The organism is Bhargavaea cecembensis (assembly GCF_001619585.1).
Lineage (GTDB): Bacteria > Bacillota > Bacilli > Bacillales_A > Planococcaceae > Bhargavaea > Bhargavaea cecembensis_A.
Genome location: NZ_LQNT01000014.1, coordinates 34137 through 49987 on the forward strand (window position 1 = coordinate 34137; position 15851 = coordinate 49987).

Here is a 15851-nt window from a genome sequence, read left to right on the forward strand (position 1 = left end):
TAATTTACCTTCACATTAACACAAATATCCGGATTTAATCAAGCCGGGCGCTGTTCCGCCCGCCAAGCATGCGGACAGCGTGCACTTCCGGACAAAAGCCGTTCAGACCATTGACGATTCGGGCTACACGCGTCTCCTGTGAAACGAGCCCGAAGACGGTCGGCCCGCTGCCGCTCATCAGTACCGCATCAGCGCCGAAACGCTCCATACCGTCCTTGAGCATGGCGACTTCCCGGTGCATCTCCATGGTCACAGGTTCGAGCACATTGCCGAGGTTGCGGCAGACCCCTTCGTAATCTCTGTCCCTTAGTGCCGTCTCCATCGCTGAGATATCCGGATGGCGGGCGCGGGACAGGTCAAACTTCCCGTAGACGTCTGCTGTCGAGACACCGATATCCGGCTTCGCCAGGATGACCCAGCAATTCGGCGGTGCAGGCAGATGACGGATCCTTTCTCCGCGCCCTGTCGCAAAGGCCGTGCCGCCGTATACACAGAACGGGACATCCGAGCCGATCTCCGCCCCGATTTCCGCCAGTTCGTCCAGCGACAGGCCGAGTTTCCAGAACCGGTTCAGCCCGCGGAGTGCCGCTGCAGCGTCACTGCTGCCGCCTGCAAGTCCGGCGGCGACCGGTATGCGCTTATCGAGCGTAAAGGTCACACCGTCCCCGATGCCCATACGTTTGCGGAGCAGTTCCGCTGCCTGGTAGACCAGGTTGCGCCGATCATCCGGCACATAGCGATCGGACGACTTAATGACAATCTTCCCGCCTCTGGCGCCTTCAATGGTCAGCCTGTCATACAGGTCGACCGTCGTCATAATCATTTCGACCTCGTGGTAGCCGTCCGGGCGCTTTCCCAGAACGTCGAGTGTCAGGTTAATCTTCGCCGGTGCTTTTTCATGGATCATGAAGGCACCTCCCCAAAATTCAATGCCCCTATTTTACCATAGGCAGCGACAATGGAAAAAGCAGACGGAAAAATTCCGTCTGCCCGGTGTCAGCCGTTTGTGGATTTCGGGTTACAGAAGCGTTACTTTCGGCCTTCGCCCATGTTCCGCTCCGCCATCTCAATTGCATGTTTCACCATGTTACCGGCGTCACGTGCCTTGATGCCTCCCCAACCTTCCTGCTGCACAACATCGTAAAATCCAAGTTCCTTCGCGATCTCTTCCTTCAGACGCTGGGACATTACTCCGCCGTTTCTAGCCATTCGGTTTTTCCTCCTCGTTCGGCTGACACATCTAGTATGGCCCGAAATAAAAAAAGAACCCGGACAAAACCTTCCAAAAGGTTTTGTCCGGGCAAAAACGGGATAAATAATGGCATTACTTCACGACAAAATCCATTTTCTCTGAGCCGTTGATAAATGTCAGTTCCACGGCCTCCGTCAAAAGGTCGGTATAACTGTAGGAGACCCGCTCGAACGAATGCTCCTCCTGGTCGAGCTCAATGACAAAGACGGCATGATACGTTTCCCGAAGGACACCGGCACGCTCAATCGTCTTTTTCCGGCCGCCATTCGCCTTAAGTTGCAAACGCTGACCTAAATGAGAATCGAGCGCCTTCTTGATATCAGCTAATGTTTTTGGCATTATCGCTTACACCTCACTGTATGTAAGGATAACACATTTCAAAGTTTCTGTCAATTAAATTTAAAATTTTATCAATGCGCTCTTCGTATGTCAATGTTTTTTCGTCTTCATTTTCCACTTTTATTGGATTTGAAATTTTTTTGTAACATTATTCACCGAATTTTGGGTATAGCGCATCGGCAAGCCGGCCGAACTCTTCGAGCGTCAGCGTCTCTCCGCGGCGCCCGGGATCAATGCCGGCTTCACTGAGGGCTTCCACAATCTCTGCTTTCCGCTCCTTGCCGTCCGGAAGGGATGTCTGCAGGTTGTTCAGGATTGTTTTCCGTCGCTGGACGAATGATCCCCTCGTCACACGGAACAGGAATTCCTCATCTTTGACTGCTATCGGCGGCGTGCTCCTGCGCTTCAGATGGACGACCGCCGATGCGACATTGGGCTGCGGCATAAAGACAGTCTTCGGCACTGTCATGACCGTGTGCGCCTCTGTGTAATAATCAATCGCGATCGACAGGGAACCGTATTCCTTCGTGCCCGGCTTCGCGCTGATCCGGTCCGCCACTTCCTTCTGCATCATGACGGTGAACGAGTCAATCGGCAGCCGGTCCTCGAGCAGCTTCATCAGGATCGGAGTCGTGACGTAGTACGGAAGGTTCGCGACCACGGCGATATGCGGGAAGCCGGAAAATTCATCTTCGATTACAGCCGCGACATCCGCCTCGAGGATGTCCTGGTGGATGACCTTCACATGATCATACGGCGACAGCGTATCCTTCAGCACCGGCAGCAGGCGCTGGTCGATCTCGAACGCAACCACCTTTCCTGAATTTCTGGCGAGGTGCTCGGTGAGTGCACCGATCCCGGGCCCGATCTCAATTGCACCCGACTTCTCTGTGAGGCCCGCGAATGACACAATCTTGTGCAGGATGTTCGGATCGATCAGGAAGTTCTGCCCGAGGCTCTTTTTAAATGAAAACCCGTACTTGTCGAGAATCTCTTTCGTCCGTCCGGGTGTGGCGATGTCTCTATGCATGGATGTCTCCTTCTTCGTCAATGGCTTGGACCGCGGCGAGAAATTCCTCCCGGCTGATCCTGAATATGGCGAGGCGCTTGGCCAGCTGCTTGCCGTTGGTCTGTCCGATCTGGAGCATGAGGCCGAGACGCTCACGCCTGCGCCTGGCATCCGGATGGCCGACAAGCCGCAGATTGACCAGTTCGGCATCCGTGACGGGCGGTTCGCCTCCCCCTTCCTGCACCGGCGTGCGGACGGCGGCAAGCGCCATTCGGATATCTTCATCCGCAGCATGCTCAATGCCGACTTTCCGGCCGTTTTCCGAGATGGACTGTGCCTTTGGCAGGAAAGCATGCTTCACGCCCGGTATATGCTCTTCGATGATCGCCCGGATGCGCCGTCCCGGGTAGTCCGGGTCGGTGAAGACGATGACGCCCCGTTTTTCCTGGGCGTGCCGGATCTTCATGAGCGTCTCCTTGGATACGGCCGATCCGTTCGTTTCAATCGTGTCCGCTCCGGTCGCCCGCCGTACGGCGATGGTGTCCGACTTGCCTTCCACGACGATGATTTCTTCAATAGTCACTGATGATCCCATTCTTTCGTTCATTTCCTCCAATTTTACCGGCATGCGGCCTGAATGTACAGAAAGCCGGCGCGGTGAGGCATCTATAAGGGTTCCCCATGGCCCTGCTAACATAAGCACTGACAATCGTTCCAGTTCGCTTGCTGATCATCCCCTACGGCCTTCCCTTAACTCTTCATCAGCCTTTGTCACCCTTCAGTGAATCTAATGTCACCCTGAACCAGGATGAATCACCCATGGAGAACGATGGCTTCGTACTGGCGGATACTCATACAATTCCGCAGCATGTGACAGTATGACTTTCCTTACTCTACCCAAAAATGAAAGATCCGCGGCACCGGGCCGCGGATCCATTTATCCTCAGTCGAGGATCTTGATTTTCACTTTTTTGCGACCGAAGCTGTAGGCCTGGTCTTTTGTTGGGACGAAGATGTCGATCTTGTTGCCTTTGATTGCACCGCCGGTGTCGCCTGCAACGGCTGTACCGTAGCCTTCCACCCACACTTTGGAGCCGAGCGGGATGACGCTCGGGTCGACTGCAATAACTTTCGCACCCGGGTTGGCTTTCAGGTTGATGCCTGTTGCCGTGATGCCCGAGCAGCCATTGCACGATGCCGTATAGGCAGTCGCCGTTACATAGAATTCCTTGCCGCCGGCCGGTGCCTCATTGCGGGGTGCCGATGCCTGGACGACCTTGCCGGACGATTTCGGCGCAGCCGCCTTAGAAGCCTTAGACGTACTCGAGGCTACTGCCTTTGCAGGGGCCGGCGCAGGGGCAGGAGCTTTCGTGCCGACTGCGACTACTTTACTTACCGGTTTCTTGACCACTTTTTCATTTTGAAGCTTGCGTTTGACTTCCTTGCCGTCTTCTTTGATGACTTCATACGTGCGTTCCACTTTTCCTGCTTCACCGTTTTGGACAACTTTCTCCTTGCCTTTCAGCAGTTTGTTGTCTTTCTTCGTCTGTACAGTGAAGTCCGTCGATTCTTCCACTACATCGGTGACCTTTTCTACCCGGACGACCTTAACGCTGGATCCCGGCTTGACGATTTCGTCCATGCCCTGCTCCACCCGGTCATTCTCTCCGAGCTTGATGCCCTGCTTGCTTAAAAAGTCAGCGACCGTAGTCGAAGTGGTCCAGACTTTATCTTTCTGGCCCCCGTCGATCATGGCAACTTCATATGCTTTCTCAATATTAACGGTTTGTGTATCACCGAGCTCGCTGCCGCGTGCCGGCGTGATGGCGTCATGTTCACTGAGTTCGATGCCGGCTTCGGCCAGAAGTTCATCGACATCCTCTTTCGTGGACCAGACCTGGCTATCTTCGCCGTCTACGCTGATCGTAAGCTGTCTTGCTTTTTTCCACTCGATGGACACACCGTCCTCGAGCTCCGTATCCTTGGCCAGAGAGAGATCATCATGTTCCCCCACTGCAATGCCCTGCTCATTCAGCAGTTCGCCGACTGTATCCGCATGCGTACGGTATTCCGTCTGCTCGCCGCCTTCGGATAGGGTGACATTCTTTTTGGTCCCCTCATAGACTGCGTATGTGATGACTCCCGCGAACAGTGCGATCGTCAGAATGGACATGATGATCTTCTTGCCGGTCATGAATCTGGGATGCTTGTTTTCCGTGGAATTTGTAGACACTAAAAAACTCCTCCTTATCACCCGAGTGATTATAGCGGCCGGTTTTCATGATTGTCAACCCAACCGGTTTTTTCCTGTGCTTCAGCACGGGTGAAGTGTAGGCCGGTTTTGGCCTCTCTATTCACGAATCTCAAAAATTTTCATTGCGTTTTCGGTAGTCTTGCGGGCTACTTCCTCAAAAGGAATTTCCTTGAGCTGAGCGATCTGCTCCGCGACGAGCCGGACGTAGGATGGCTCATTGCGCTTGCCCCGGTACGGATGGGGCGCAAGGTACGGTGCGTCGGTCTCGATGAGCAGATGATCAAGCGGGATTTCCTTTGCGACTTCTTTCGGCTGCCTGGCGTTTTTGAATGTCACCGGCCCGCCGAGGGAAATCATGAAATTCATCTCCACACATTCTTTTGCCGTTTCCGGGCTGCCGCTGAAGCAATGCATGATGCCGCCCGTCTCCGCCGCATTTTCTTCTCTCAGGATGCGGACCACATCGCCTGTCGCGTCGCGGTTATGGATGATGACCGGCAGCTTCAGCTTTTTCGCGAGTGCAATATGCCGGCGGAACAGCTCCTGCTGAACGTCCTTCGGCGATTTGTCCCAATGATAGTCGAGACCGGTCTCTCCGATGCCGACAACTCTCGGATGTTCGGCTGCGATTTCCTCAATCCACCGGAGGTCTTCCTCTGTGCAGTCGACTGCATCGACAGGATGCCAGCCGATCACCAGGTAAATGAACGGGTATGTTTCCGCGAGCTCGAGTGCGCGCCGGATGGTCGGCCGGTCGAATCCGACGACAACCATTTTTCCGACGCCCGCGTCGAGAGCACGGCGGATCACCTCATCGATATCCTCCTCGTATTGGTCTGCATTCAAATGGACATGTGTGTCGATCAGCATGCGTTTCACTCTCCCAATGTATTGTTCAAGTCTATACATAAATCCTTTTTCAAATTTCACAGTTCTATTACATTTAGATTACAAATTAGATTTAGTTTAATTACAAGGCTCTATTTTAAGACTTCTCAATTTGTAAGGGATGGCATGGCAAAAGTCAAAGAAACCGCATTTAATCAGCTTCAAAAAGAAAAACCGGAGGACTTTAGTCCTCCGGTTTTCTCTCATTTTAGGTGAAGTTGAATGATGCCTGTCCCTCCGAATTACCGGATTTGAGAGCCGTTCGGCAATGCCGGATCAACCGATGCGAGTTTAAGCACACTGTCCTGCTCGCCCGCAAGGATCATCCCTTGGGACAGTTCGCCGCGCAGTTTTGCCGGTTTCAGGTTGGCAACAACGATCACTTTCTCGCCGACCAGCGCGTCCGGCTCATAGAACTTTGCAATGCCTGATACGACCTGCCGGGTCTCATAGCCGAGGTCAAGCTGCAGCTTCAGCAGTTTGTCCGCCTTCGGGACTTTCTCGCAGGCTGTTACGGTCGCCACCCGGAGATCGACTTTCATGAAATCATCAATTGTGATTTCGGGAACGTCCGGCTTTTCAGGCGACTTGGCCGCGGTGTCTTCTCCGGCTGCGGCTTCTTCAGCCTGCGGCTGGACCGATTTCTGCATCTCGCCGCGGATGTAGGCAATTTCCACTTCCGGGTCGAGGCGAGGGAACACCGGTGTTCCTTTTTCGACAACTTTTGTGCCTTCCTTAATCGCACCTTTGTTCAGCGTCTCCCAGCCAAGCGCCTCTTCACCGAGGCCCAGCTGGCTGACAATCTGCTTCGGCGATTTCGTCATGAACGGCTGGAGAAGGACGGCGATCTCATGCAGGCTTGCCGTGAGATGATGCATGACGGCGTCAAGCTCGCCCTTTCTCGCCTCGTCCTTCGCGAGTACCCAAGGCTGGGTCTCATCGATGTATTTGTTCGTACGGGAAACAAGTGCCCAGATGTCGGACAGGACAACGCTGAACTGCATGTTCTCCATACCCTGTTCGTATTTCCGGACGGTCTCTTCCATCACCCGGCGGAGCGGTTCGTCGAATTCTGTCGAACCTTCCGGACTGGCCGGTACGAGTCCGCCGCAGTACTTGTTGACCATCGACACCGTACGGTTAAGCAGGTTGCCCAGGTCATTCGCCAGGTCGTAGTTCATGCGCTCGACGAAAGCTTCCGGCGAGAACACACCGTCAGAACCGAACGGCAGCTCACGCAGAAGGAAATAGCGGGTCGCATCCAGGCCGTAGCGCTCGATCAGCATCTCAGGATAAACGACGTTGCCTTTCGACTTCGACATTTTTCCGTCCTTCATCATGATAAATCCGTGTGCAAATACTTTCTTCGGCAGCGGCAGATCCAGTGCCATGAGGAAGATCGGCCAATAAATCGTGTGGAATCGGACAATGTCCTTTCCGACGACATGGACGTCAGCCGGCCAGTACTTGCGGAACTGCGAGTCGTCCTCCGTCCCGTAGCCGAGCGATGTGATATAGTTCGACAGCGCATCGACCCAAACGTAGATGACGTGCTTCGGATCACCCGGCACACGGATTCCCCAGTCAAACGACGTGCGGGAGATCGAGAGGTCCTCGAGCCCCGGCTTGATGAAATTGTTGACCATTTCGTTTTTGCGCGATTCCGGCTGGATGAATCCCGGGTTCTCTTCGTAGTACTGAAGAAGGCGGTCCGCATATTTCTTCATATTGAAGAAGTAGGACTCTTCCTTGACCTTATGGACCGGACGGCCGCAGTCCGGGCAGTTTCCGTCATCAAGCTGTGCTTCGGTAAAGTACGATTCGCACGGTGTGCAGTACCAGCCCTCGTATTCGCCCTTATAAATATCCCCGTTATCAAGGAAATGCTGAAAAATCTTCTCGACGCCCTCTTTGTGGCGTTCCTCGGTTGTCCGGATGAAGTCATCATAGGAGATGTCCATCAGGTCCCAGAGTTTTTTCGCGCCTTCGGCAATGCCGTCGACATACTCTTGCGGGTCCATGCCGGCCTCTTCCGCCTTTTGCTGGATCTTCTGTCCATGCTCGTCCATTCCCGTCAGGAAGCGGACATCATATCCGCGGAGCCGCTTGTAGCGTGACATCGTGTCGGATGCCACTGTCGTATACGCGGTGCCGATGTGAAACTTGCCGCTCGGATAATAAATCGGCGTCGTCAGGTAAAAAGTTTTCTGTTCACTCATGCCCAGGCCTCCATGAATATGCATTTCCCTTCATTTTACCGGATGACTCCCTTCACTTCAATGCAGGCAAGCTTCCGGGGCAATTTCCAGTTATCATTATATCCACATTAGCACTTTTTTGAGTCTGTTCTAACAAAACACTTTATTTATTGTGCGAAATGATATAAATTTGACTTAGGTCTAAAAAAATACTGTTTCTAGTAAAACTTTTTGGCCTTGTAAATTGACGGTATTGGCATTAGTTGGTATGATAGTTTCAGTCAATTAGCATGTCGAACTTTGACGAAAAAATAAGATAGAACTCGAAAGGGGCAATACTGGATGAAATCGACGGGTATTGTACGTAAAGTCGATGAACTTGGACGAGTAGTCATTCCGATCGAACTTCGCCGCACACTTGGCATCAAGGAAAAAGACGCATTGGAGATATACGTGGATGATGATCGAATCATCCTTAAAAAATACATGCCGAACATGACTTGCGCCATTACAGGCGACGTATCCGATGACAACCTTCGCCTGATCGACGGAAAACTGATCCTCAGTGAAGAAGGCGCGAAAAAGCTTGTCAATGAGATTTCTGAGCGTCTCGGCCAGAAGCAGCACGTATAAAAAAATCTCCCCAGACTGTCCGGAACCCTCCGGGCGGTTTTTTCTTTATTTCGGTGGAGATCTGCTGCAGAGGAGTTTCTTCTTATTAAATAGGCGTATTCCGGAAGTGTACTTTTTACAGAACGCCTCCGTTATTCGACAAAGAAAAGCATAAAAAAACATCAGGCCTTATATCATTCGGCCTAATGTTTTATTTTGGGTCCGTACCTGTACATTATTTAAGATGATACGCCTGGTAAATATCCCGCTTTGGTTCTCCGCGTTCTTTTGCCGCCATTTTGATGGCATCTTTCGGAGGTACGCCTTCCCTTTCCATCAGGGCCTCGACATGTGCCTTCTGAGTCAGGCCAGCCCACCATTCCGACTCCTCCTCGGCGCGCTGGACGGCTTCCGCATCTGCACCTTCGACAACGATGCAGAATTCCCCCTTCAGGTCTGCCAATTCCGCATAGGCGACGGCCTCCCGGGCTGTGCCCCGCAGGACCTCCTCGAATTTCTTCGTCAGTTCCCGGACAAGCGCAACACGCCGCTCCGCTCCGAAGGCGCCCTCAAGATCACGGAGTGACTCCTTTAGCCGGTGTGGCGATTCGTAAAAAATCACCGTCTCTCCGCGTACTGCCATCTTACCGAACAGCTCCCGCCTGTCATTTTTCTTTCTCGGCGGGAAACCGTGGAACAGGAACGGCTGTGCCGGCAGGCCTGAGGCGATCAGTGCAGCCAGCGCAGCATTGGCTCCGGGCACCGGAACGACGGCATAGCCCTCCCCGATCGCCCGTGCAGCAATGTCCGCTCCGGGGTCGGAGATGCACGGCATGCCCGCATCACTCACGAGAGCCACATCCTCTCCTCCAGCCAGCACGGACAGGATCCTGTCCCCGCCTTCCTTCAGATTGTGCTCATGATAACTCAGAAGCGGTGTATGAATATCAAAGTGATTCAGGAGCTTTTTCGTATTGCGTGTATCTTCAGCCGCAATCACCGCCGCTTCCTTCAGGATCCGGATCGCCCGGAATGTGATGTCCTCCAGGTTGCCGATCGGTGTCCCGACAAGATAAAGCTTTCCGCCGGGGTCCTGTACGCTACGCTGGGATTTCATGGGCGCCCGCCTCCATTCTGTTTCATGTAGTTGATCTTTTCCTGCCGCCTGAGCCGCTTGAACGCATACTCGGCGCGCATCGCTTCCTGCTTGGTCCCGAACGGTTCATGAAAAATACAGCGGACCGGACGCCGGGGTCTGGTATATTTCGCGCCTTTCCCTTCATTGTGTGCCTTCACCCGACGCTCCAAATTGTTCGTGTATCCCGCATAGTACGTCCCGTCCGCACACTCGAGCACGTAGAGCACATGCTCTCCCTCATGCTTCCGGTCCATACAGCATCTCCCGGATTTCCGGCGTATAGGTCCCGTCATCCTCATAGACATAGAGCGGCGGAAGGATCTTCAGGTCCGGCCTGCCGTCCTTTGTTCCCTCGATGAGAAGCGTGTTGGCCTCCCTGCCCCTCTTTGGATAGACAAACCGGATCCGTTTCGGCTCAAGCCGATGCTGCCTCATCGAGGTGATGATGTCGAGCAGTCGGCCCGGACGGTGGACAAATGCCGCCTTGCCTCCCTGCTTCAGGAGGGCACCGGCGTTCTCGACGGCCTGATCCAACGTCAGGTGCAGTTCATGGCGGGCAATGGCGACTTCCTCCAGCATATTGCGGTCACTCATCTCATTTGCCGGGAAATAAGGCGGGTTGCACGTTACCGTATCATGCTTTTCATGCCCGAGGACATCCGCGATCCCCTTTACATCCCCTGTGACGATGCGGATCCGGTCCTCCAGGCCGTTCAGCGCGACACTGCGTTGTGCCATGTGCGACAGGCGGGGCTGAAGTTCTACTCCGGTGATCGGTGCATTCGACCGCGCACTCAGAAAAAGCGGAATCGCTCCATTGCCCGTGCACAGGTCAATGATGCTGCCGGATTTGCGGATCGGCACATAAGCAAACTTCGCCAGCAGCACCGCATCCAGTGAAAATGAAAAAACCTGCGGGCTCTGAATGATTTTCAGCCCCTCCGCGAGCAGATCGTCCAGCCGTTCATCTTCGTTCAATTCTATATTCATACCGTTTGTCCTCCGTGAAACAGTTTCTGGGCCGCGGCACCTCCGCAGCCAAAAGAAAAGACCGCATTCCGCTTGTAGCGGAACCGGTCTTTATCCATTCTGCTTGTTCAAGAATGAGAGGCAGAACAGGCAGTCCTCGCCCTTCCGCGAACTTCCAAAGTGGACGTTGCAGACGTGGAACCCTTCATTATAAAGGCGGGCGAGGTTGTCATGTCCCTCCCCGATCTCCGCCGATTTCGGCTGATGTTTTTTCCCGGGCTTCCGGCCCTTATCCGCCAGCTGCTTCTCGATCTCTTCCAGGCGGTTGCGGAGATGATGGTTTTCGATCTGGAGTGCATGGTTCTCCTCCATCATCTGCGCGACCGACTCCTTCAGTTCGGCATATTGGCGGTTGGCCGATTCAAGGTGTTGCCCGAATTCCATGACCTTGTCCAAGAAGTTCCGGTCCATCAATGCTCACACCCCATATTGATTGCGTCAAACCGATTGCAAGATTTCGTCCAGCGAATAATCGATCACTTTCTTGTCACCGGACAGTTCCACCTGCAGCATGCGCTCAAGCAGGTTGAGTCCGACGACCCTGCCTGCACCATCCCGCGTTGTGATGCGGGTGCCGACATCCGGCATGAGGCGCTTTGCTTCCTCGTATTCATCGTTTTCGTATTTCAGGCAGCACATAAGCCGTCCGCAAAGTCCCGAGATCTTGGATGGGTTCAGGGACAGGTTCTGATCCTTTGCCATCTTGATCGAGACCGGCTCGAAGTCCCCGAGGAACGTCGAGCAGCAGAGCATACGCCCGCACGGCCCGATGCCGCCAAGCATCTTCGCCTCGTCCCGTACGCCGATCTGGCGCAGTTCGATCCTTGTGCGGAATACCGACGCAAGATCTTTGACGAGATTCCGGAAATCTACACGGCCGTCCGCCGTAAAGTAGAAGATGATCTTGTTGCGGTCGAATGTGTATTCGACATCGACCAGCTTCATATCCAGTCCGTGATCCTCAATCTTCCCGGCAGCAATGTCGAATGTCCGCTTTGCCTCTTCCTCATTCTCGTGGACGGAAGCGCGGTCCTGTTCCGTTGCGGGACGGACGATCATCTTAAGCGGCAGGACGATATCATCGCCGCTCATCTGCCGGGGCGGAATGACAACCTTGCCGTACTCGACGCCGCGCGCCGTCTCGACAATGACGTATTCACCTTTTTCCAGGCTATATTCGCCCGGATCGAAATAATATATTTTACCCGCTTTTTTAAAGCGGACGCCTACTACATTATAGAGCATGTTGACCCTCCTGCATGTTGAGCACCAGTTGTTCCATGAGAAGCGTGCGGTTCATATTGCTTTGGAGGTTGCGCTTTGCCTTCAGTATGACCTCAAGGATCGAAGCAATCAGGCCAAAAGTCAGCCGGAGCGCCATCTCTTCCCATTTGGCACGGTTGTCCGGATAGGCAAGCGGCGTGGAGAGTCCCGCCTTCACCGCAGAAATGTCACGGTAGGCGAACAGGAGCAGATCCAGCCCCAATTCGGTCTCGTCCTTCTCCTTGAAGAGCGGACCCCAGTCCGTCTGGATGAACAGCAGGGCTTCCTGGATACTTTTGTCCGATGCTTCCACCAATTTTATCACTGTCTTCCGGACCTGTCCAAATTGCTCATCCGCCGAAAGCGCCTGCGCCTCTTCCGGATCGGCCGTGACCATCGTGACGGTCGACGCCATCGAGCGAGTGACGCCGCTTTCGGTGACCAGCTGCTCCAATACCTCCTCCCTGGGCGGAGGCTGGAGATGGATCTCCTGGCAGCGGGAACGGATTGTCGGGAGAATGGCAGACGAACGGTCCGTAAGCAGGATCGCCGTCACTTCCCCTTCCGGTTCCTCGAGGAACTTCAGGAGCGTATTGGCGGCGGATATGTTCATCCGGTCCGCCTGGTGGAGGATGTAAATCTTGCGGCCTTCCTCCAAACCGGTCTTGTTCAGCTTATAGATCAGGTCGGAAATCTGACCTTTTTTAATGTCCTGTCCATCAGGACGGATCTGAGTGACGTTCGGATGGTTGTCATCCCGGATTCTCCGGCAGTTCCGGCATTCTCCGCAAGGCATGCCGTCTGCGGGCCCCAGGCACAGGAGCAGCTGGGTGAAAAAGCGGGCGAGCAATTCTTTCCCGGCACCCTTCACGCCATCGAAAAGATAGGCATGGGCCACACGTCCGGAAGCCGCGGTCCCTCCAAGCAGAGAGGCTGCTTTCGGCTGCCGTGTCTTTATGCTGTTATTGGTATCCACCGGCATCCGTCCTCCCTGTTAGAAAAATCCCGTGTCCGAAAATCTCACGGGCACGGGTGGTCGTCTTGAATCAGAAATGATGGAACTGCTCGATCGGCAGTACAAAAACTGTCGCCCCGCCGACTTCCACTTCTACGGGATACGGGATGTAGGAATCCGCATTCCCGCCCATCGGCGATACGGGTGCGACCATCTGGTCACGGGAGCGGCAGTTCTCGCGAATGATGCCAAGAAGCTTCGGCACCAGCGGATCATCCGTCCCGATGAGGAAAGTCGTGTTGCCCGAGCGCAGGAAGCCACCGGTACTGGCCAGCTTCGTGGCACGGAAGTCATTCTTTGTCAGAGCGGCGGATAAACGGTTGCTGTCCTGGTCCTGCACGACCGCTACGACCAATTTCATGTGGATCAACTCCTCGCCAGCTTTTATATAAGTATAGCACAAACGGACTTTACTTCATGCGACTTTTTATGGAGTTCCAGGCAATTTTGGCGGTTTCCGGGAGACTTCCGGTAGCATCAATCAGGACGACGCGATTCGGCTCGCTTTCCGCAATCCTCAAGTATTCGTCGCGGACTTTTCTATGGAAGTCGAGTCCTTCGGCATCGAGGCGGTTTACTTCGTGGCCCCGTCCCTCGCTGATGCGCCTGATGCCGACTTCTGCCGGTACATCCAGAAGGATGGTGAGGTCGGGCATCGTGTTCCCGATTGCGAACCGGTTGATCGAGCGGACCTCTTCGGTTCCAATCCCACGGGCCGCCCCCTGGTAGGCGATTGAGCTGTCGATGAACCGGTCGCAGAGGACTACTTTGCCTGCCTCAAGGGCAGGGATAATCTTTTCGACCAGGTGCTGGCGCCGTGCCGCCGCATAAAGCAGCGCCTCGGTCCGTGCTTCCATCTCCGTATGGTCATTATCGAGAATGATTTCGCGAATCTTTTCGGAGATCCGGATGCCGCCGGGCTCACGCGTCCGCAGATAGTCTGTGCCCGACTCTTCCAGACGGCGCGCCAGAATTTCGAGGACCGACGTTTTACCTGCCCCGTCCGGCCCTTCCAGTGTGATAAACAATCCATTTTTCTTCATATATTATGCCTCCGGTGACTGTCGTGAGACCAGAATTTGTTGTGTGCCCAGCCGGTGCGTTCCCTGGAACATAGTACCGGCTGTGAGATAGTGATGCAGGACCCTGATTTTCTCCCCTGTGACGGGTTCCCCCGGAAGGAGAAGCGGGATGCCCGGCGGGTACGGGATCACAGACGCTGCGGATATCCGCCCCTCCGATTTTTGGTAATCCATCCATTCTGATGATTCCCCGGGTTGGAGATCCGGCGGTCCTTCCGCCGCCGTAATGGTCGGCTGTGTGTCCGGTTCAGCCAGTTCCCCGGTTTCCGTACCGGGTCCAAGCGCCTGGACTGCTCTACGGACTGCGGCAAATAACTCTTGCAGGCGATCATCGTTCTGCCCCTTCTTTAGGAGAGGCAGAACCAGCAGTGCCTGGCAGGGATCCGAAAGTTCGATATGAACACTTTCACGGGCCAGCGCTTCCGAAAGGGCATTCCCCGAATGACCGTCGGCACGGAGAAGCAGTTTGAGCGGATCATCCGGCTGAATGACCGACAGACCATCTATAGCGCTCATTCCTTTGACCAATGCCTTACGGAAAGAGAGGAAGACCCGCAGATCTTCTTCCGTATAGTTGGCGATATAATGCCGGGCATCGTCAAGGGATGCCATCAGCGGATAAGAAGGGCTGCTCGACTGCAGCATGCCGAGATAATGACTGATGCGATCCGCGTCCAGCATCGAGCCCTGGGCCACATGCAGAAATGACGCCATCGTCATCGCCGGCAGCGTCTTATGGGCCGACTGGACGACCACATCCGCCCCCTGGGCAAGGGATGATTCCGGAAACGGCGCGCCAATCCCAAAATGTGCCCCGTGCGCCTCATCTACGAGAAGCGGTAGGCCTGCACCATGGCAGATGTCCGCAATCTCCCGCAGATTAGGGGATGCCGAGCCATAATAGGTGGGGTTGGTCAGGATGACAGCTTTCGCCTCAGGATACTTCCGGATGGCCTCGAGGATCAGTGCCGCTTCTGTATGTCCGGGAGACTGCGTAGCCGGATCCCATACCGGATCAACGTAGACGGGATGCGCGCCTGCAAGCACCAAACCGTGAAAAACAGACTTGTGTGCATTACGCTGTACAATGATCCGTTCTCCGGGACGGCAGGAAGCAAGAATCATCGCCAGATTACCGGACGTGGAGCCATTAACGAGAAAGAAACTCCGATGTGCGCCGTAAGCGGCTGCAAGAAGATCCTGTGCCTCCCGGATCGGCCCTTCCGGCGCATGGAGATCATCCAACCCAGGCAGTTCCGTCACATCCCAGGTCATCATGCCCCGCACTGCTTCCGGCAATCCCGTCAGTTCCCCGTTTTTATGTCCGGGCACATGAAATGACACCGGGTTGCTTTCCGCGAAGTTCTCCAGCATTTTTGCCACCGGCCGCTGCGCCTGACTGCTCATCGTCAAAACTCCTTTGACCGATTAAATGATGGGTTCATTATAACATGGGCAGGAACCGGAGATGAGGAAAGCCCGTCGGGGCTGCGGAAACTTGGGGCGGGCCGCCGGTTTTACAGTGCTAATATTAGCGATCAGACAATGCTTGTCGTGATGGGAGGGCGAAGAACCAGCAGCAATAAGCGCTCATAGAGTTCTATGAGCGCATGTTGCCGTTCTATGAGCGCTTCCGTCCATTCTACGAGCGCTTATCCCTGTTCTATGAGCGCTTCCCGAGATTCTAAGAGCGCTCCGGAAAAGTCTTCCCTGACATTCTCCCCTATGCGTTAAAAGCAAAATAAAAAACCGCCTCCATAAGGAGACGGCTT

At 54.4% G+C, this 15851-nt stretch carries 18 protein-coding genes; 1 reads left to right on the forward strand and 17 read right to left on the reverse strand.

Annotated elements, in window-relative coordinates; translation table 11 throughout:
• Positions 1-34 precede the first annotated feature (34 nt).
• The 8 genes from ispE to metG form a co-directional block, all read right to left on the reverse strand.
• Complete coding sequence (gene ispE, locus AV656_RS15920; protein WP_063183944.1) at positions 35-907, reverse strand: 4-(cytidine 5'-diphospho)-2-C-methyl-D-erythritol kinase; 873 nt, start codon at positions 905-907, stop codon at positions 35-37.
• 122 nt (positions 908-1029) lie between these two features.
• Positions 1030-1209 carry a small, acid-soluble spore protein, alpha/beta type gene (locus AV656_RS15925; RefSeq protein ID WP_063183946.1) on the reverse strand — a complete coding sequence of 60 codons (180 nt, stop codon included), beginning with the start codon at positions 1207-1209 and terminating at the stop codon, positions 1030-1032.
• A 115-nt stretch (positions 1210-1324) separates the two neighbouring features.
• Entirely contained in the window at positions 1325-1591 is a 267-nt protein-coding gene (veg, locus tag AV656_RS15930) for a biofilm formation stimulator Veg (RefSeq protein ID WP_008301256.1), read from the reverse strand.
• 148 nt (positions 1592-1739) lie between these two features.
• Positions 1740-2621: a 16S rRNA (adenine(1518)-N(6)/adenine(1519)-N(6))-dimethyltransferase RsmA gene (gene rsmA / locus AV656_RS15935; protein WP_063183948.1), complete on the reverse strand. Its 882-nt coding sequence runs from the start codon at positions 2619-2621 to the stop codon at positions 1740-1742.
• Positions 2614-3207, reverse strand: coding sequence for a ribonuclease M5 (gene rnmV, locus AV656_RS15940; RefSeq protein ID WP_419865566.1), 594 nt, complete (start codon positions 3205-3207; stop codon positions 2614-2616). Before rnmV ends, rsmA begins: the two co-directional genes overlap by 8 nt.
• Before the next feature lie 336 nt (positions 3208-3543).
• Positions 3544-4833 carry a G5 and 3D domain-containing protein gene (locus AV656_RS15945; protein WP_063183951.1) on the reverse strand — a complete coding sequence of 430 codons (1290 nt, stop codon included), beginning with the start codon at positions 4831-4833 and terminating at the stop codon, positions 3544-3546.
• 117 nt (positions 4834-4950) lie between these two features.
• Entirely contained in the window at positions 4951-5724 is a 774-nt protein-coding gene (locus AV656_RS15950; RefSeq protein ID WP_063183953.1) for a TatD family hydrolase, read from the reverse strand.
• Between the two features lie 260 nt (positions 5725-5984).
• A complete protein-coding gene (gene metG / locus AV656_RS15955; RefSeq protein ID WP_063183955.1) occupies positions 5985-7961 on the reverse strand; it encodes a methionine--tRNA ligase in 1977 nt (658 codons plus the stop codon).
• A 321-nt stretch (positions 7962-8282) separates the two neighbouring features.
• On the opposite strand from metG, the gene AV656_RS15960 reads away from it, so the two are divergent.
• Positions 8283-8573, forward strand: coding sequence for an AbrB/MazE/SpoVT family DNA-binding domain-containing protein (locus tag AV656_RS15960; RefSeq protein ID WP_063183957.1), 291 nt, complete (start codon positions 8283-8285; stop codon positions 8571-8573).
• Positions 8574-8787: 214 nt separating this feature from the next.
• On the opposite strand, the gene rsmI is transcribed toward AV656_RS15960, so the two are convergent.
• From rsmI to AV656_RS16005, 9 genes are all read right to left on the reverse strand, one after another.
• Positions 8788-9669 (reverse strand): 16S rRNA (cytidine(1402)-2'-O)-methyltransferase, encoded by an 882-nt coding sequence (gene rsmI / locus AV656_RS15965; protein WP_063183959.1) that lies wholly within the window; start codon positions 9667-9669, stop codon positions 8788-8790.
• A complete protein-coding gene (locus AV656_RS15970; protein WP_063183961.1) occupies positions 9666-9944 on the reverse strand; it encodes a GIY-YIG nuclease family protein in 279 nt (92 codons plus the stop codon). The genes rsmI and AV656_RS15970 overlap by 4 nt, the downstream gene beginning before the upstream one ends.
• The gene (locus tag AV656_RS15975; RefSeq protein WP_063183963.1) at positions 9928-10680 is read right to left on the reverse strand and encodes a tRNA1(Val) (adenine(37)-N6)-methyltransferase; all 753 of its coding nucleotides are present in this window, start codon (positions 10678-10680) and stop codon (positions 9928-9930) included. Before AV656_RS15975 ends, AV656_RS15970 begins: the two co-directional genes overlap by 17 nt.
• Positions 10681-10770: 90 nt before the next feature.
• Positions 10771-11133 carry a DNA replication initiation control protein YabA gene (gene yabA / locus AV656_RS15980; RefSeq protein WP_063183966.1) on the reverse strand — a complete coding sequence of 121 codons (363 nt, stop codon included), beginning with the start codon at positions 11131-11133 and terminating at the stop codon, positions 10771-10773.
• Positions 11134-11157: 24 nt separating this feature from the next.
• Positions 11158-11964 carry a PSP1 domain-containing protein gene (locus tag AV656_RS15985; protein ID WP_063183968.1) on the reverse strand — a complete coding sequence of 269 codons (807 nt, stop codon included), beginning with the start codon at positions 11962-11964 and terminating at the stop codon, positions 11158-11160.
• Positions 11954-12958 carry a DNA polymerase III subunit delta' gene (holB, locus tag AV656_RS15990; protein ID WP_063183977.1) on the reverse strand — a complete coding sequence of 335 codons (1005 nt, stop codon included), beginning with the start codon at positions 12956-12958 and terminating at the stop codon, positions 11954-11956. Before holB ends, AV656_RS15985 begins: the two co-directional genes overlap by 11 nt.
• 70 nt (positions 12959-13028) lie before the next feature.
• The gene (locus AV656_RS15995; protein ID WP_008301272.1) at positions 13029-13358 is read right to left on the reverse strand and encodes a cyclic-di-AMP receptor; all 330 of its coding nucleotides are present in this window, start codon (positions 13356-13358) and stop codon (positions 13029-13031) included.
• A gap of 49 nt (positions 13359-13407) precedes the next feature.
• Positions 13408-14040, reverse strand: a complete 633-nt coding sequence (gene tmk / locus AV656_RS16000) for a dTMP kinase (protein WP_063183970.1) — start codon at positions 14038-14040, stop codon at positions 13408-13410.
• 3 nt (positions 14041-14043) lie between these two features.
• The gene (locus tag AV656_RS16005; protein WP_063183973.1) at positions 14044-15486 is read right to left on the reverse strand and encodes an aminotransferase class I/II-fold pyridoxal phosphate-dependent enzyme; all 1443 of its coding nucleotides are present in this window, start codon (positions 15484-15486) and stop codon (positions 14044-14046) included.
• Positions 15487-15851: the final 365 nt, after the last annotated feature.

What these genes read in the sequence shown, in the direction of transcription:
- AV656_RS15950 (WP_063183953.1), bottom strand. Translation starts at nt 5,724, where the DNA reads ATGCTGATCGACACACATGTCCATTTGAATGCAGACCAATACGAGGAG.
- rsmA (WP_063183948.1), bottom strand. Translation starts at nt 2,621, where the DNA reads ATGCATAGAGACATCGCCACACCCGGACGGACGAAAGAGATTCTCGAC.
- rsmI (WP_063183959.1), bottom strand. Translation starts at nt 9,669, where the DNA reads ATGAAATCCCAGCGTAGCGTACAGGACCCCGGCGGAAAGCTTTATCTT.
- AV656_RS15925 (WP_063183946.1), bottom strand. Translation starts at nt 1,209, where the DNA reads ATGGCTAGAAACGGCGGAGTAATGTCCCAGCGTCTGAAGGAAGAGATC.
- AV656_RS15960 (WP_063183957.1), top strand. Translation starts at nt 8,283, where the DNA reads ATGAAATCGACGGGTATTGTACGTAAAGTCGATGAACTTGGACGAGTA.
- AV656_RS15970 (WP_063183961.1), bottom strand. Translation starts at nt 9,944, where the DNA reads ATGGACCGGAAGCATGAGGGAGAGCATGTGCTCTACGTGCTCGAGTGT.
- ispE (WP_063183944.1), bottom strand. Translation starts at nt 907, where the DNA reads ATGATCCATGAAAAAGCACCGGCGAAGATTAACCTGACACTCGACGTT.
- rnmV (WP_419865566.1), bottom strand. Translation starts at nt 3,207, where the DNA reads ATGAACGAAAGAATGGGATCATCAGTGACTATTGAAGAAATCATCGTC.
- AV656_RS15985 (WP_063183968.1), bottom strand. Translation starts at nt 11,964, where the DNA reads ATGCTCTATAATGTAGTAGGCGTCCGCTTTAAAAAAGCGGGTAAAATA.
- AV656_RS15975 (WP_063183963.1), bottom strand. Translation starts at nt 10,680, where the DNA reads ATGAATATAGAATTGAACGAAGATGAACGGCTGGACGATCTGCTCGCG.
- tmk (WP_063183970.1), bottom strand. Translation starts at nt 14,040, where the DNA reads ATGAAGAAAAATGGATTGTTTATCACACTGGAAGGGCCGGACGGGGCA.
- metG (WP_063183955.1), bottom strand. Translation starts at nt 7,961, where the DNA reads ATGAGTGAACAGAAAACTTTTTACCTGACGACGCCGATTTATTATCCG.
- veg (WP_008301256.1), bottom strand. Translation starts at nt 1,591, where the DNA reads ATGCCAAAAACATTAGCTGATATCAAGAAGGCGCTCGATTCTCATTTA.
- AV656_RS16005 (WP_063183973.1), bottom strand. Translation starts at nt 15,486, where the DNA reads ATGAGCAGTCAGGCGCAGCGGCCGGTGGCAAAAATGCTGGAGAACTTC.
- AV656_RS15995 (WP_008301272.1), bottom strand. Translation starts at nt 13,358, where the DNA reads ATGAAATTGGTCGTAGCGGTCGTGCAGGACCAGGACAGCAACCGTTTA.